The 14251-nt window shown below is 45.9% G+C and carries 16 protein-coding genes; 7 read left to right on the forward strand and 9 right to left on the reverse strand.

The features are described from left to right. Positions 1 to 48 precede the first annotated feature (48 nt). Both pnuC and UNH61_RS29605 read left to right on the forward strand, forming a co-directional pair. Positions 49 to 672: a nicotinamide riboside transporter PnuC gene (gene pnuC / locus UNH61_RS29600; protein WP_326995628.1), complete on the forward strand. Its 624-nt coding sequence runs from the start codon at positions 49 to 51 to the stop codon at positions 670 to 672. Next, the gene (locus UNH61_RS29605; RefSeq protein WP_326995629.1) at positions 669 to 1196 is read left to right on the forward strand and encodes an ATP-binding protein; all 528 of its coding nucleotides are present in this window, start codon (positions 669 to 671) and stop codon (positions 1194 to 1196) included. The genes pnuC and UNH61_RS29605 overlap by 4 nt, the downstream gene beginning before the upstream one ends. On the opposite strand, the gene mtgA is transcribed toward UNH61_RS29605, so the two are convergent. After that, positions 1180 to 1896, reverse strand: a complete 717-nt coding sequence (gene mtgA, locus UNH61_RS29610) for a monofunctional biosynthetic peptidoglycan transglycosylase (protein ID WP_326995630.1) — start codon at positions 1894 to 1896, stop codon at positions 1180 to 1182. The genes UNH61_RS29605 and mtgA overlap by 17 nt on opposite strands. 102 nt (positions 1897 to 1998) lie before the next feature. Here mtgA and UNH61_RS29615 point away from each other — a divergent pair, with 102 nt between their 5' ends. Next, the gene (locus UNH61_RS29615) at positions 1999 to 2616 is read left to right on the forward strand and encodes an L-threonylcarbamoyladenylate synthase (protein ID WP_326995631.1); all 618 of its coding nucleotides are present in this window, start codon (positions 1999 to 2001) and stop codon (positions 2614 to 2616) included. 9 nt (positions 2617 to 2625) lie between these two features. Then, a complete protein-coding gene (locus UNH61_RS29620; protein ID WP_326995632.1) occupies positions 2626 to 2937 on the forward strand; it encodes a hypothetical protein in 312 nt (103 codons plus the stop codon). Positions 2938 to 3021: 84 nt separating this feature from the next. Here UNH61_RS29620 and UNH61_RS29625 read toward each other — a convergent pair whose 3' ends face one another. From UNH61_RS29625 to polA, 3 genes are all read right to left on the reverse strand, one after another. Continuing rightward, positions 3022 to 4167: a C1 family peptidase gene (locus UNH61_RS29625; RefSeq protein ID WP_326995633.1), complete on the reverse strand. Its 1146-nt coding sequence runs from the start codon at positions 4165 to 4167 to the stop codon at positions 3022 to 3024. A gap of 103 nt (positions 4168 to 4270) precedes the next feature. Then, positions 4271 to 4795, reverse strand: a complete 525-nt coding sequence (locus UNH61_RS29630) for a GNAT family N-acetyltransferase (protein ID WP_326995634.1) — start codon at positions 4793 to 4795, stop codon at positions 4271 to 4273. A gap of 77 nt (positions 4796 to 4872) precedes the next feature. Beyond that, positions 4873 to 7698 (reverse strand): DNA polymerase I, encoded by a 2826-nt coding sequence (gene polA, locus UNH61_RS29635; RefSeq protein WP_326995635.1) that lies wholly within the window; start codon positions 7696 to 7698, stop codon positions 4873 to 4875. A 94-nt stretch (positions 7699 to 7792) separates the two neighbouring features. Between polA and UNH61_RS29640 the strand changes: the two genes are divergently transcribed. Continuing rightward, on the forward strand, positions 7793 to 8122 hold the full coding sequence (locus tag UNH61_RS29640) for an ArsC/Spx/MgsR family protein (protein ID WP_326995636.1): 330 nt from the start codon (positions 7793 to 7795) through the stop codon (positions 8120 to 8122). Positions 8123 to 8128: 6 nt separating this feature from the next. On the opposite strand, the gene UNH61_RS29645 is transcribed toward UNH61_RS29640, so the two are convergent. Further along, positions 8129 to 9226, reverse strand: coding sequence for a glycosyltransferase (locus UNH61_RS29645; RefSeq protein ID WP_326995637.1), 1098 nt, complete (start codon positions 9224 to 9226; stop codon positions 8129 to 8131). Positions 9227 to 9583: 357 nt separating this feature from the next. Between UNH61_RS29645 and UNH61_RS29650 the strand changes: the two genes are divergently transcribed. After that, a complete protein-coding gene (locus UNH61_RS29650) occupies positions 9584 to 9832 on the forward strand; it encodes a hypothetical protein (RefSeq protein WP_089764628.1) in 249 nt (82 codons plus the stop codon). Between the two features lie 116 nt (positions 9833 to 9948). Beyond that, positions 9949 to 11088 (forward strand): formimidoylglutamase, encoded by a 1140-nt coding sequence (locus UNH61_RS29655; protein WP_326995639.1) that lies wholly within the window; start codon positions 9949 to 9951, stop codon positions 11086 to 11088. 21 nt (positions 11089 to 11109) lie between these two features. Here the strand turns inward: UNH61_RS29655 and UNH61_RS29660 are convergent, their stop codons facing one another. The 4 genes from UNH61_RS29660 to UNH61_RS29675 form a co-directional block, all read right to left on the reverse strand. Then, positions 11110 to 11517, reverse strand: a complete 408-nt coding sequence (locus UNH61_RS29660; RefSeq protein ID WP_326995640.1) for a lysozyme inhibitor LprI family protein — start codon at positions 11515 to 11517, stop codon at positions 11110 to 11112. Between the two features lie 88 nt (positions 11518 to 11605). Then, positions 11606 to 12013, reverse strand: a complete 408-nt coding sequence (locus tag UNH61_RS29665) for a lysozyme inhibitor LprI family protein (protein WP_326995641.1) — start codon at positions 12011 to 12013, stop codon at positions 11606 to 11608. A gap of 1 nt (position 12014) precedes the next feature. After that, positions 12015 to 12821, reverse strand: coding sequence for a class I SAM-dependent methyltransferase (locus UNH61_RS29670; RefSeq protein ID WP_326995642.1), 807 nt, complete (start codon positions 12819 to 12821; stop codon positions 12015 to 12017). A gap of 130 nt (positions 12822 to 12951) precedes the next feature. Continuing rightward, positions 12952 to 14232, reverse strand: coding sequence for a pitrilysin family protein (locus UNH61_RS29675; protein ID WP_326995643.1), 1281 nt, complete (start codon positions 14230 to 14232; stop codon positions 12952 to 12954). Positions 14233 to 14251 lie beyond the last annotated feature (19 nt).

The raw sequence follows: 14251 nt of genomic DNA on the forward strand, positions 1-14251 counted from the left end.
TTCCGGGATGCAGCTACTGTATCCCGGAAATCTTATCATATTCGCATTATGAACGATTTATACCAGGGATTTCTACAGGGATTACATGAGATGACCGGATGGGAATTGGTGGCTGTTTTCTTCGCAGTATTGTCTGTTATTTTCCAGAAAAACAACAACATCCTGGTTTATCCAACCGGTATCATCAGCACAGGGATTTACACCTATCTTTTATCGCGAGCGCACTTCAAGCTATACGCAGATGCCATCCTGAATGCCTATTACCTTGTAATGAGTGTATATGGCTGGATTTATTGGGCCAAAAAGGGGGCGTCCACTCCTCATACACCGGTGACGCATGCCGGAAAACGGGAACTGGGTACGGCAATATTAATCGCTGTGGGCGGATGGGGGCTCTTTTATTTCCTGTTAAGCCGCTTTTCCGACTCCAATGTTCCGGTGATGGATGCCTTCGTTTCCGCCACCGCCTGTGCCGGAATGTGGCTGCTGGCAAAGAGAAAGGTAGAAAACTGGATATTCCTGAATATTTCCAATCTGGCAGCCATTCCGCTGCTGTCCTATAAGCATCTTTACCCAACGGCCGCATTGACGGTCTTTTTGTTTATCATTGCTGTTTTCGGGTATTTCGACTGGCGAAGAATTGTACGGGAAAGAGAAACACTCCATTCATGAAGAAAGTAGTTGTAATAGGGCCGGAATCCACCGGTAAAAGTACGCTGAGTGAACAGCTGGCAGCCCGTTTTAACACGGTGTGGACACCCGAATACGCGCGCGAATATATCGACAAGCTGAACAGGCCCTATGAACAGTCAGATCTGTTGGAGATTGCCAGGGGGCAGGTGGCCCGGGAACGGCAATTGATGCCGCAAGCCAACCAGGTATTGATCTGTGATACGGATCTATACGTAATAAAAGTGTGGAGCGAGCATAAATACGGCAATTGTGCCCCGGAGATCCTGGAAATGCTATCTGTACAGCATTGCGACCTGTACCTGCTTACTTATATTGATCTGCCCTGGGAAGAAGACCCGCAACGTGAGTATCCCGATCCGGAGATGAGGCACTACTTCTATGACCTATACAGAAACATCGTTTCCTCGACTGGTATACCCTGGGTTGATATCAGAGGAAGTTATGAAGAACGTACGGCAAAGGCTGTGGCTGCGGTAGAACAATGCATTACTTCCGGCCGGTAACTAATTCCATAATGTCGGGATCCGGTGCAAGGTTCCGCATCTGAATGAGGATCCGGTGCTGGCGCCAGACAGTGATACGCGCAGGAGGATTGATCGTATATTTGACAGGGTTAGGCAGGCATGCGGCGATCATCGCAGATTCCTCGCGATTGAGGCTGGCTGCATTTTTATGGAAGTTTGCCTGGGCGCAGGCTTCCACCCCAAATATCCCCTCTCCCATCTCGGCAACATTCAGGTATACTTCAAGGATACGTTGTTTCCCCCAGATCTTTTCAATCATAAAGGTGAAATATACTTCCAGCCCTTTTCTGAACCAGCTGCGGCCCTGCCAGAGGAATACGTTCTTGGCAACCTGCTGGCTGATGGTACTCGCGCCTTTTATCTTTTTACTTTCCTGGTTATGTTTCATCGCCTTTTCGATAGACTTGAAATCAAAACCATTGTGATCGGTGAACAGTTGATCTTCACTGGCAATAACCGCCAGTTTCGCGTGTTGGGATATTTCGTTGTAGCCAACCCAGGTTTTCTGTAATTTCTTATCAGTGCCCCAAAGGCTGAACCAGCTGGAGATCTGAGTAATAGTGACAGGCGGGTTCACCCATTTTAGCAGGATGATATATAAAAACTGTGCAACAATTAGAAATAATAAAACTCTCTTCAGTCTCCTCCACGTTCTGGGAACAATGCCTTTTAAACTCATCGCGTAGGTTTAGAAAAAATCGGGCTGAAAGGTAGGCAAAAAGGCTGAAAGCGTAAAGCTGAATACAAAAAGCAATTGAGGCATATTTTGTAACTTTAAAGTATGTTATTGAACGTACACCCGGATAACCCTAATTCCAGGCATATTAAGACAATTATTGAATGTTTGAAGGAAGGAGGGATTATCATTTACCCGACGGATACGGTGTATGGCCTGGGTTGTGATATTACACAGCACAAAGCCATAGAGCGTATCGCAAGAATCAAGCATATAGATCCGAAGAAAGCGCAGTTTTCATTCATCTGCTACGATCTGAGCCACTTGTCTGACTACGCTAAAAGTGTGGACACGCCTGTATTCAGAATGCTGAAGAAAGCCCTGCCGGGGCCATATACATTTATTCTGCCGGCGAGCAGAATGGTTCCGAAGTTACTTAAGACGAAGAAAGATACAGTTGGTATCAGGGTACCGGATAACAATATCTGCCGCACCATTGTAAAGGAACTGGGTAATCCGATTATGAGTACTACCCTTCCGATAGAAGATTATGTAGAAGAATATACTGATCCGGAGATTATTTATGAGAAGTTTGGCAGCCAGGTGGATATTGTGATAGACGGAGGTCCGGGCGGAATGGGATTTTCCACGGTTGTAGATTGTACCGGGCCGGAACCTGTATTAATCCGCGAAGGTATGGGCAGTTTCGAAGAAATTTCCTGATGAAGAAATATGAGGTACATCGTGCTTATATCAGCTTTTATTTTAGTCTCCGCCGGTATTGTGGCGGGGCAGACGCCGATGTGGAAGCCCCTGTTGCCTGTAAAACCATTTAAGCTCCTGCCACTCTCCATCAGCCCTGTGAAGCCAGTTGGCGCATTAACACCGGCTACACCCGCTCCTTATTCTGTATACCCGGTATTCCGCCCTACTCCGGATGCCTATTATAAGCAGTATTTCGGTTTTTTCTGCAAACAGGAATGGATACTGGAGAAACACACGGGAATGCCGTTGAAGTTGCGGGTAGGGAGAATGACGAATTAGGAATTACGAAATAACGGGGGAGATAGTAAACGCGAAAATTAACTTCGCTACTATCTCCCCCGTTATTTCGTAATTCCTGATTCTTTACTTAACGCCTAATTTCTTCGCAACATCGGCAGGTAGTGCTTTCTTGTTTACCATGAAGCAGGTGGTTTTGTATGCGAAGTAAGGGACAGACGCGTAGAAGTAGCCCTGGCCCGGATTTTCTGTTCCCCAGGAGTTCTTGACACGGAAGTATTTGTTTCCGTTCTGATCTTTCACCAGGCCTACGATATGCATACCATGATCGTCCTGGGTTTCGTAATTATCGAATGCCAGCTGGCGAACTTCAGGGGTAATAGTTTTTTCCTTGCCAGGTTCGAGGAAGACATTTTTCCTTTCATCAGGCGACATATCAGTCCAGTCTTTTTCCGGAACGATCGCCAGTCCCTGTCTGAAGTTGAATCCTTTTTCGCTTACATCTGCAGCCCAGGCTATAGAGTAGCCATTCATAACGGCATTTTCTGCGACATTCGTGAATTCATCAAGAGGAACGTTATATACCCTTTCCCAATTCCAGTTATCCGGTACTTCCAGTACAAACTGGGAATAATATGGATGGTGAGTAAAGGAAGAAATGATTACATAATCGTCAGCATTCAGGCCCAGTTCTTTGGCGAATGATTGCGGAGTATATGTTTTACCATCGTACTGGAATTTTTCAGGAGCATCTCCCATGTAAGCATTCAGCACGCCATCCAGCGCTTTGGACCATTCAGGATTGATGGAGCCCTGGGCGTTACCGATTTTGGTAACCATGCCCTCGAGCAGGCCTTCCATTTCTGCGTGATTATATGTTTTGACTTTATTGCCATCGTAAACGCTTTGTGGCACCATGCCGTATTTGCGAAGGCACAGCAGGTCATCCGGGAATCCGCCGCCTTCACCGAAGTTGGCTTTCCCGTGCATACGCACGAAGTTGGCAGCTTTCAGGGGATACATCTTGCGGACAACATACATTTCACTAAGATTTAGCCCTTTGTACTTGCTGTTCCGCAGCAGTTCTGACTCAAAAAAAGACAGGCCGGAAAAAGACCAGCAGGTGCCGGTATTACCCTGGTTCTGTACATCGCCGGCTTCCAGATTTTTTAATACAGTAAACTGGTAGTGGCTTCCTTCAACGTTGGTGGTGTTTTGTGCAAATGCCCCAATGCTGCAAAGCATAGCAGCACTCATTATCCATTTCTTCATAAGTTATGACAGATTTAAACAGGCACCAAATGTAAAGGAAAGCAGGTATTTGACCGATTAAAAGATGGATGAGCGGGCTTTGCTACAGATAAACAGGACCAGGTTATTTAGATTCATATTGTTGCCGGGTGATCTCCCATTCCCAGAGATCTTCTCCTTCTTTATTTTTTATTGTTCCCACAAATCGCATTCCTGCTTTTTGTAATATTTTAACCGAGGCGTTGTATTCTTCTTCCGTGTGGGCAATGACTCGATGCACATAAGAATGGCCGAATGCAAAACGGATCAGGGCCCCGGCCATTTCTGTACCGAATCCTTTTTCCCTGTAATCGGCAGTGATTTCGTAGCCTATTTCCACGGTGCCATCGCCATTGGGCTTTCCTTTGAAGCCGCCCGCTCCTATCAGCCGTTCATCGGCACGGTGGATCACCAGGTAAAAGAACCAGCCCAGCATCGCCGGGTCGTTGCGCAATTTATCATATGCAACCAGGACCATTTCGGGATATTCTGTCCAGCCGTCAGGGATTGAAATTCCAAGCAGGTCGGCCAGATGGTCGTTGCCTTGTAACAACAATTCGAAATGCTCAAGGGAGCACGGCAACAATTGTAGTCGAGGTGTTTGGATCATATAAGAAAACTAGTAAACTGTTTTGGGAAAAGCAAGAAGTAGCTGCCCGCTCTTAGTAGCAGGCAGCTAATAGCTTTTTAATGTGCTTCCAGCCAGTTGTTACCAGTGCCCATTTCTGCTTCAACAGGAACGGACATTGGCAGGGCATTCCGCATAAGATCTAAAATAAGGGGTTTGATCACTTCCAGTTCAGAACGGTGAGCATCAAAAACCAATTCGTCATGTACCTGCAACAGCATACGTGACTTGAAATTATGGGCTTTGAATGCTTTATGAATAGATATCATTGCCAGCTTGATCATATCGGCAGCAGTTCCCTGAATAGGCATATTGATGGCGTTTCTTTCAGCGAAGCCACGCACCACTGCATTGGAGGAGTTGATGTCTTTCAACCATCTCTTTCTGCCAAGAATAGTTTGTACATATCCATGTTTCTGTGCAAACTTCACCTGGTCTTCCATGTATTGCTTAATAGATGGATACTGTGCAAAATAGTTATCGATCAGCGTTTTGGCTTCGCTTCTCGGAATACCAAGATTTTCAGAAAGCCCGAATGCGCTCACACCATAGATGATTCCGAAGTTTACGCTTTTGGCATTGCGACGCATTTCCGGTGTCACGGCATCGAGTGCTACATTGTATACTTTGGCGGCAGTAGCAGCGTGAATATCGATCCCTTGTGTAAATGCAGCAGTCATTTCCTTATCGCCGCTGATCGCCGCAATAATGCGCAGCTCTATCTGCGAATAGTCAGCAGAAAGCAACACGTACTCATCGTTGCGGGGAATAAACGCTTTGCGTATTTCCCGGCCTCTTTCCGTGCGTATCGGGATGTTCTGAAGATTCGGATTATTAGAGCTCAGACGACCGGTTACAGCTACCGCCTGATTGTAGGAGGTGTGTATCCTGTTGGTCCGTTTGTTCAGCAATAACGGTAACGTATCTACGTAGGTCGACTTCAGCTTACTCAATTCACGGAAAATGAGGATATCTTCTACGATTTTGTGTTTGCCGGAAAGCTTTTGCAGTACATCTTCCCCGGTAGCATACTGCCCTGTGCGGGTCTTTTTTGCTTTCGGATCCAGCTGGAGTTTTTCAAACAGCACCTCACCCAATTGCTTGGGGGAAGCGAGTTTAAAGCGGACGCCGGCCTGTTCGTATACACTTTCTTCTGCCCGTTTGATTTCTATCTCTAACTCTTTGGAGTAGTCGGCCAGTGCCATGATATCCAGTGCAATGCCTTCATACTCCATATCGGTGAGTACTTTTACCAGCGGGTTTTCTATCTCATAAAACACTTTATCCACCGCCTTTTCCGGCAACATGGGAGAGAATTTATCTTTGAGCTGCAGGGTAACATCGGCATCTTCCGACGCATATTCCTTGATCTTTTCAATCTCCACATCCCGCATATTGCCCTGTCCTTTTCCTTTTTTGCCGATCAGCGTTTCGATGGAAACGGGTTCGTACTGGAGGTATTGCGCACTCAGCACATCCATACCACGCCGGCCTTCCGGCTCAATCAGGTAGTGCGCGAGCATAGTATCGAATATAGTAGCGGTTACATCTACACCATACCATTTGAGGATCAGCATATCGTATTTGATATTTTGTCCTATCAGTACAATGCTCTGATGATGGAACAGCGGGATGAATTCCTGTATAATGGCGCGGGCTGCGGCCTGATCAGCCGGCATGGGTATGTAATATGCTTCGCCTTTTTTGAAAGAGAAGCTCATGCCCACTATTTCCGCTTCGTTGGCATCTGTGCCGGTTGTTTCAGTATCAAATGCCACCTCTTTTTGTTGTAATAACTGCTGCAGCAGGGATGCCCTTTTTTCGGGCGTATCAATTACATCGTATTGATGCGGCGTATTATGAATATTTTTATCAGCCAGCAGGATATTGGGAGCTTCTGTCGTTTCTTCTTCCGGAGTTTCCGCTACTTCTTCCGTTGCTACCGCTGTACCAAAGAGATCCGTTTGCACTACCTTGGCTTTGGTGGCAGCATTGGTAGTACTTCCTCCAAAACTATCGCCCAGTATCCTTTTGCCGAGGGTCTTAAATTCCAGTTCAGTGAAAATTTCGGTGAGCTTTTCTTTATCAGTTGCCTTTACGCAAAAATTTTCTTCATGGAAAGTGACGGGTACATTGGTGATGATAGTGGCCAGTTCTTTGGAAAGCAGGGCATTTTCACGGCCGGCATTGATCTTCTCTCCCATTTTTCCGCCAATAGTATCAGCATTATCCAGCACGTTTTCCAGGGAGTGATATTGGGCAAGAAGTTTCATGGCTGTTTTTTCTCCGATGCCGGCAATCCCGGGGATATTATCCACCGCATCGCCCATCAGCCCCAGAATGTCGATTACCTGTTTTACATCTTTGATCTGCCATTTGTCGCAAACTTCCTTGGGCCCCATGATCTCTTCCTTGTTACCCATGTAAGGGGGTTTGTAGATAAATATGTTGTCCCTCACAAGTTGTCCGTAGTCTTTATCAGGAGTAACCATATAAACGGTGTAACCTGCATCAGCAGCCTGCCAGGCGAGTGTACCGATCAGGTCATCTGCCTCGTAACCATCCAGTTCTATCACAGGAATGTTAAAGCCGTCGATGATGCGCTTGATATCGGGTAAAGCATCCAGCAGATCTTCCGGCGCATCTTCCCGGTTGGCTTTATAGTCGGTGTAAGTTGTATGACGCTCGGTAGGCGCGTGCGTATCAAATGCAACGGCCATATGGGTAGGCTTCTCTTTGTTGAGGAGGTCCAGTAAGGTGGTAGTAAAACCAAACTGTGCGTTGGTATTTCTGCCTGCACTGGTAATGCGCGGATTCCTGATCAGGGCGTAGTAAGCCCGGTAGATCAGCGCCATAGCATCCAGTAAGAATAATTTTTTCTCCATTGTTAAACCTACAAGATTTAATTTGAATCTGCAAAACTAAGATAGAACTATCATATTATTGCGAGGGGGAGTAACTTTGAAAAAAAGAAAGGAAATGAACAAAATTTATCATCTGTCTACGTGCAGCACTTGTAAAAAAATACTTGAAGAAACCAATGCTAAAGATCGTGGGTTCGTCTTACAGGACATCAAAAAAGAAAAAATAACCCCGGAGCAGCTGGATCAGATGAAGGCATTATCCGGCAGCTATGAATCATTGTTCAGCCGCAGGTCGCAGCTGTACCGGCCAATGGGATTACATGAGAAAGAGCTGACGGAAAAAGATTACCGCAGTCTGATTCTCCAGGAATATTCTTTCCTGAAACGCCCGGTGGCGATTGTCGGAAAGAAAATTTATATCGGGGCGGACGTTAAAGATATTTAGCGCCGGTTACCCGAGGGTTCGCACAAACTCATGCACTACCTGCTTATAAAGACTCATGTCCTGTTCGTGATGGAAAGATTTAAACCCGAACCGGCCGGCTTCTTCCAGGGCGGTTTTCAGGTTGAATTTTTCCTGCGAAACGGAATAAAAGTATCCTTTTTCCATCAGGTATTCGCCCAGGTATTCCTGTTCCGACTGTCCGGGTGTGGGGATCAGGATGGCTTTTTTATTCAGTTTGGCAAGGTCCATCAGCGTTGTATAGCCGGAGCGACTCAGCACCATATCAGAAGCAAGCATGGCTTCATTTAACTCGCTGGCGTTCAGGTGATTCACCTGTACAACTCCTGGCGCAACCTGTTCGTGCCGGGGAGTATCTGGTTTGCCGCTAACGATAAGCGCGGTGATATGTAACGACTGGATCTGATCGATGACCATTTTTTCCAGGTTGGTCCGTTGTGGTTCCGGTCCTGAAATGAGTACCAGCAGATCATATTTTTTGCGTACATCCCTGCGCGACTCAAACCGGCTCAGGCAACCGATATAGGTGGTATGAACCGGAAGCTTGCCGGGATGTGCCAGTTCGCCGGAGAGATTGTTGGTACCGGCAAAATCCGGAATCCAGCAGGCGCTGTACTTATTAATAAAATTATAATTTATCTGCTGTAGTGCCCGCTCTATCCACCCTCCAAAAGGTGTTTTAATTAATAGCTGATGAGTGATGAATACTGAGGGTATTTTTTTATGATATAATCCGAAGCGATTATCTGAAATCACCGCATCGATCTGATATTCAGCTACTATGCGATTCAGCCAGCGCTGCTCATATTTTACAGTACGATAGATTTTCGGAATTTGCTGAATGATTTTCAGGCCGAAAAATTGTCCTTTTTGAGCGTACCGGATGCGATAGCCAGGTAACGGGAGTATCGTGAGTTGGGGGAATTCCTGCTGGAGTAGTGCGGCGTGCTTGCCTTCGGCTGCAATAAAAACCTGACATCCTGCGTTTAGCATTTCGCGGATCAGCGGAATATCCCGTGTGGCATGTCCAAGGCCCCAGTCAAGGGGAACTATAAGAATTTTCCGGGACGTAAGAATTGTGGACAAATATTTTAATATTTTTTACGAATTTAGCTTAAATTACAAAAGGGCATTGTTAAGAAAAGGTAAACACACGGGAAAGGTTTTAATATAACAGCTAAGTACATTAAACTGCAGTATGAAAAGTATAAAATGGATCGTAGTCTTTTTTCTTTGCGGATGTTTAGTAATGGAGGGATGTAAAGTTTTTAAGAAAAACGATTGCGGTTGTCCTACCATGAATAAAAAAAGAATGCACTGATAAGATCTATTTTTTGCGACTGACAACAAGCTGAACGACGAACAATTTTGCCTTATCTTTTTGAACTATCCTTTGATACCTTGGCCAAACAATATTTCGGGGAACAGTCAAATTTTTTATTCATGAAACCTGTAGATAGAGATTTATTAATCCTGCTACATGAAGATAGGTACACGGAACAGCAGATACAGTCTGCGGTAAGACAAATCAGCGAGATGCTTTCGCTGATTGAAACGATGGATTATCTCTGTGCAGTTATGGAAGTGATGGATTGTAACAAGAGCCGTATTACCAGCAAACGATCGGTGCTGGAAAAAGCAATTTCGCGTAAGTCACATAAGCCATTCGAATTTATTATTCACAAGAACTAGTAGCGTCACCTACAAAATTCCCGTTATAGTAGCTTTGACCCGCTTACCTTAACAGCTGTTTTTGCTTTTTTTTAAATTCTTGTTTACGTTTGCCATCAAACAAACCCAAATAAGTGATGGCAGATTTTTCACATCTGCAGGATTTCCTGCAGCCTGTTTCCAGGGCATTTCTGAACGACGACCAGGAGTACGATCCATATCAGATAGGTGGTACCATTGATGTTTATGAAGTAGATCATCAGCCGGACATAGATGCGGCCGACGTCATTTTATTGGGTGTAGGTGAAGAAAGAGGCAGCATATCCGGCAAAACCAATACCAACGGACCGGATGCCATCCGAAAGGAATTTTATGGCCTGTATAACTGGCATCGCGATATCAGGCTCGCGGATGTTGGTAACCTGCTACCGGGCGCATTTCTGGCCGATGCTTATGCTGCCATGAAAACAGTACTCGCTGAATTACTGGCTGCCAATAAAACGGTGATCATCCTCGGGGGCTCACACGATCTCACCTATCCGCAATACAAGGCTTATGCTTCTCAGCAACTCATTATTGAAGCTACTGTAGCCGATGCACTGATTGACCTGAAAGAAGAATCAGGAGAGCGCAATGAACGCTTTCTGATGGAGATACTTACAGAACAACCCAATTATTTACGTCATTATAATCATATCGGCTTCCAGAGCTATTTCGTACATCCACGTATGTTAGAGACCCTGGATAAGCTGCGGTTCGACTGTTTCCGGCTTGGCCGCATCCGCGAGAATATGGAAGAAGCCGAACCGGTATTGCGCCATTCAGATATGTTCAGTCTGGATATCAATATCATCCGGCATACAGATGCTCCCGCCAATAGCCTCTCCCTTAATGGATTCAGCGGCGAAGAAGCCTGCTCTCTTGCCCGCTATGCCGGCATGAGCAGCCGCCTTTCATCCTTCGGTATCTATGGTTACCGACCGGAAAAAGACAAGGAACAGCTTACTGCCCGCCAGATTGCTCAGATGATGTGGTACTTCCTGGATGGGCGCGCAGTAAAAAACAAGGAAGCTGTGCTCGACGACCGGGATGCTTTCTGGGAATTTCATATAGCCTTCTCCGATATAGAAACTGTTTTTCTGAAAAGCAAAAGAACCGGGCGCTGGTGGATGCAACTGCCGGACCGCGAATTCGTTCCCTGCGCGTACAACGACTACCTCATGGCAAGTAATAATGAAATGCCGGAAAGGTGGCTGAGGCACCAGGAGCGGCTTTAAATAACTGCTGGCTGTTAGCTGTTAGTGGCTGGCAGCCAGTATATCTTCCAGCCGGGATCGGACAAATGCAGCTTTATTGTCGGTGGAGATCGTGTTGTCGTCCAGTCCGGCCAGGGTTTGCTTATGGAGCTTCTCTACTCTTTCATCTATCTTCCTGAAATATTCATATTTCTTTTCTTCCCAGGCACTCTGTTCCGCCTGCAATTGTTGCTGCCGGTGAGTATTAAGACTGGCATACAAATGTTGCAGGGTGCGGTTCAGCAGGCTGTCGAGCTGGCGATAATAAGTGACTGCACAGTCGTATATATTTTGACTGTTACCAAGACATTGCTGGTACCGGTTTTCAAGTGTGTCGAGTGCAGTTGGGTGTGATTGGGAATAGGCACTGGTACACAGGAAAACCATGACTATAAGGATCAGGTTTCGCATAGGACAGGGTGTGTACAACAAATATAATAATATTTAATATAAAAAATCAGGAATTACCCTATGCATAATTCCTGATCTTTCTTTAAGGTTATTGTTTATCCTGCTTATCTCCAACAGAACCGGTGCAAACATCCCCATCTTTTGGTTGCTGCGTCAGCCAGGCTCTTAGTGTTTCAATGCGCTGCTGTGTCAGCAGGGTGAGGTAATTGGCTTTACACACCGGGAAAACGCTACCGTAATTTTTGGCTGATTCCGGATACATCATTTTTAATTGTGCATCCCGCAGCTCAATCCAGATGCGTTGCGCATCTTTCAGGTTGTGTACAAAGTTCTTGTTGCCGGCATATTCTTTTTGAATACGCTGGTAGATTTCATTCAATTTTTTATCAGCGTCTTTATACTCCTGATTGGCCTGTTTGTTCAATTCTGCCTGTGATTGAGAAAAAGCGGCTATGCTGCCGGTGATTAGTAAGAGAAAAACAAAAAGTGATTTCATGTTATAGCGGTTTGAAGAATTTGAATGCATATACCATTGGCAGTTTCTCTTCGAGTCCACGAATATAGAAGCGGCCGTCTTTCTCTGTCATATTACTGAAGCAGTTGTAGGGAGAATAATTATGCTCGCGGAACACCTGCAGCTGCAATCCTTGCGCAGTGAGCGCAGTTACAATTTCACTCAGCGGATGATTCCAGGAATATGCTTTATTACTGACGGGAGCGCTGCGATCGGTGTAACTGCCGCTGGTTTCTTCGATGATGGTTTCGGTATTGAAATAGTCGTACGTAATTTTGGTGAAATCATTGTCGAACATCCATAGCATCGGGTGAAAATCGGCCATGATGAAGCGGCCGCCGGGTTTCAGGAAGTGGCAGACTACAGCCGCCCATTTATCCAGGTCTGGCAGCCAGCCGATGGTACCATACGAAGTGAATACGGTATCAAACGTATCATTGAGATGGGCGGGCGCGCTATACAAATCGCAGCAGATAAACCGTGTTTGATTTTCCAGTTGCAGTTGACGGGCAAGTTTTCCTGCTTCTGAGATAGCGGTATCAGACAGGTCAACTCCTGTAACGCGGGCGCCCATACGGGCCAGCGAAAGGCTGTCCTGCCCGAAGTGGCACTGGAGATGCAGAATCTCCTGCCGGTTTATATCTTCCAGTAATGCCAGCTCTATTTCTTTAAGGGAAGTATTTCCGGTAAGGAATCCGGGAATATCATAGAACTCAGAGCTAACGTGAACGGCCGTACGTTTATTCCAGAGTTCTTTATTAACGGCAATATATTCCGGATTTATTTCCATCGCAGATGTTTGAGGTAAAAGATAAAAAATTCCTGTGAGGGGTTGGGTAATTATCCGGTCAAAACAATAAAAAAGGGTTTGTTATATGGTCAATACATACAACAAACCCTCTCCGGCCGGAGCAGCGGTGCTAGATTACCACTAGCTCATAGAAATCGGCCGGTGTGAAATATTGTTTTGCCAGCTGTTGTAATTCACCGGTAGTAATCGTTTTAATAGTACGAATATTATTGTAAAAATAATTTTCGTCTAAATCGTTTAGAATCAGATTCTTCCATCGTTGTATTATCTGAAATGCGCCATCAAGGTCGCCCAGGATGGAACCTATCATATAGTTGCGGACGAGATCCAGTTCTTCCTGTGGAACGGGCTCGTCCTGCAGTCTTTTAAGCTCTTTATAGATTTCATCGATAGTGGCTTCACAAACGTCTCTGCCAGCCTCTGTTTGTATATTCAGCGCGCTGGTCTGGCGGAAGTTATAGAGCTGGGAGTAAATGCCATAGGTGTAGCCTTTTTCTTCCCGGATATTGCTCATCAGCCGGGAGCCAAAATAGCCTCCCAGAATGGTGTTCAGCACGAGCATCTTAGGGAAGTCGGGGTGATAGCGGTTCGGGAAATGGCGGGCAACCCTCACGGCACCCTGCACGCCGTTTTCATCGTTGAAGATCCTGAATTTCTTTTCTTCAGCGGGTTGTATCGGCAGGTCGAGCCTCAGCAGGTGGGAATCTCCGTTCCACTGGGTGTTACCGAAGTATTGATTCAACAGGGAGATCATATTGGCGGGTAAATTCCCGGCCACGAATATCCTGCAGTTATTATACGTATAGTGCTTTTTATAGAACGCCATCAGGGTTTCGGGCTGTAGCGCATCATAGGCCATCATGGTGCTTACGCGGCCATATGGATGAAATTCTCCGAAGAGATATTTATCGATATGCCGGTTTGCCACGAAGTCGCATTTCAGCAGGTTTACGGCCAGTTTCTGCTTCTGGTTCTGTTTGTAGAGGTTTAGCTCTTCTTCCGGAAACGCAGGATCAAGAATAACTTCCTGCAGCACAGGCAGCAGAGATTCCGCATGCTTGGTCAGGCAATGCAGCGTATAAGTGGCGTGTTCGTGATAGGCATTGCGGTTCAGGTAAGCGCCGTAGTAGTCAACGCTTTCGCTGATCTCATGGGCGGTATGTTTGCTGGTACCATTCCTCATGAGAAAATTAGTAGCAGTAGCTTCGAGGCTTTCGCTCTCGTACCAGCTGCCGGCCGGAAATATCAGCTCCAGCTGCAACGTATCCTGCTCATCAGATTTCACCACATATACCGGGATGCCGTTGTCGAGGGTGAACTTTTCATACGGTTTCAATTGTATATCAAAGTCCACCGCATCTTTAATGGGAGGGGCAATAGTTCTGTTCATCATTTGTTGTTTTAACGTA

Source organism: Chitinophaga sp. 180180018-3 (genome assembly GCF_037893185.1).
Classification (GTDB): Bacteria; Bacteroidota; Bacteroidia; order Chitinophagales; family Chitinophagaceae; genus Chitinophaga.

Bases quoted from the DNA above. Each gene is read 5' to 3' on its own strand.
- pnuC (WP_326995628.1), top strand. From the start codon at position 49: ATGAACGATTTATACCAGGGATTTCTACAGGGATTACATGAGATGACC.
- UNH61_RS29605 (WP_326995629.1), top strand. From the start codon at position 669: ATGAAGAAAGTAGTTGTAATAGGGCCGGAATCCACCGGTAAAAGTACG.
- mtgA (WP_326995630.1), bottom strand. From the start codon at position 1,896: ATGAGTTTAAAAGGCATTGTTCCCAGAACGTGGAGGAGACTGAAGAGA.
- UNH61_RS29615 (WP_326995631.1), top strand. From the start codon at position 1,999: ATGTTATTGAACGTACACCCGGATAACCCTAATTCCAGGCATATTAAG.
- UNH61_RS29620 (WP_326995632.1), top strand. From the start codon at position 2,626: ATGAGGTACATCGTGCTTATATCAGCTTTTATTTTAGTCTCCGCCGGT.
- UNH61_RS29625 (WP_326995633.1), bottom strand. From the start codon at position 4,167: ATGAAGAAATGGATAATGAGTGCTGCTATGCTTTGCAGCATTGGGGCA.
- UNH61_RS29630 (WP_326995634.1), bottom strand. From the start codon at position 4,795: ATGATCCAAACACCTCGACTACAATTGTTGCCGTGCTCCCTTGAGCAT.
- polA (WP_326995635.1), bottom strand. From the start codon at position 7,698: ATGGAGAAAAAATTATTCTTACTGGATGCTATGGCGCTGATCTACCGG.
- UNH61_RS29640 (WP_326995636.1), top strand. From the start codon at position 7,793: ATGAACAAAATTTATCATCTGTCTACGTGCAGCACTTGTAAAAAAATA.
- UNH61_RS29650 (WP_089764628.1), top strand. From the start codon at position 9,584: ATGAAACCTGTAGATAGAGATTTATTAATCCTGCTACATGAAGATAGG.
- UNH61_RS29655 (WP_326995639.1), top strand. From the start codon at position 9,949: ATGGCAGATTTTTCACATCTGCAGGATTTCCTGCAGCCTGTTTCCAGG.
- UNH61_RS29660 (WP_326995640.1), bottom strand. From the start codon at position 11,517: ATGCGAAACCTGATCCTTATAGTCATGGTTTTCCTGTGTACCAGTGCC.
- UNH61_RS29665 (WP_326995641.1), bottom strand. From the start codon at position 12,013: ATGAAATCACTTTTTGTTTTTCTCTTACTAATCACCGGCAGCATAGCC.
- UNH61_RS29670 (WP_326995642.1), bottom strand. From the start codon at position 12,821: ATGGAAATAAATCCGGAATATATTGCCGTTAATAAAGAACTCTGGAAT.
- UNH61_RS29675 (WP_326995643.1), bottom strand. From the start codon at position 14,232: ATGAACAGAACTATTGCCCCTCCCATTAAAGATGCGGTGGACTTTGAT.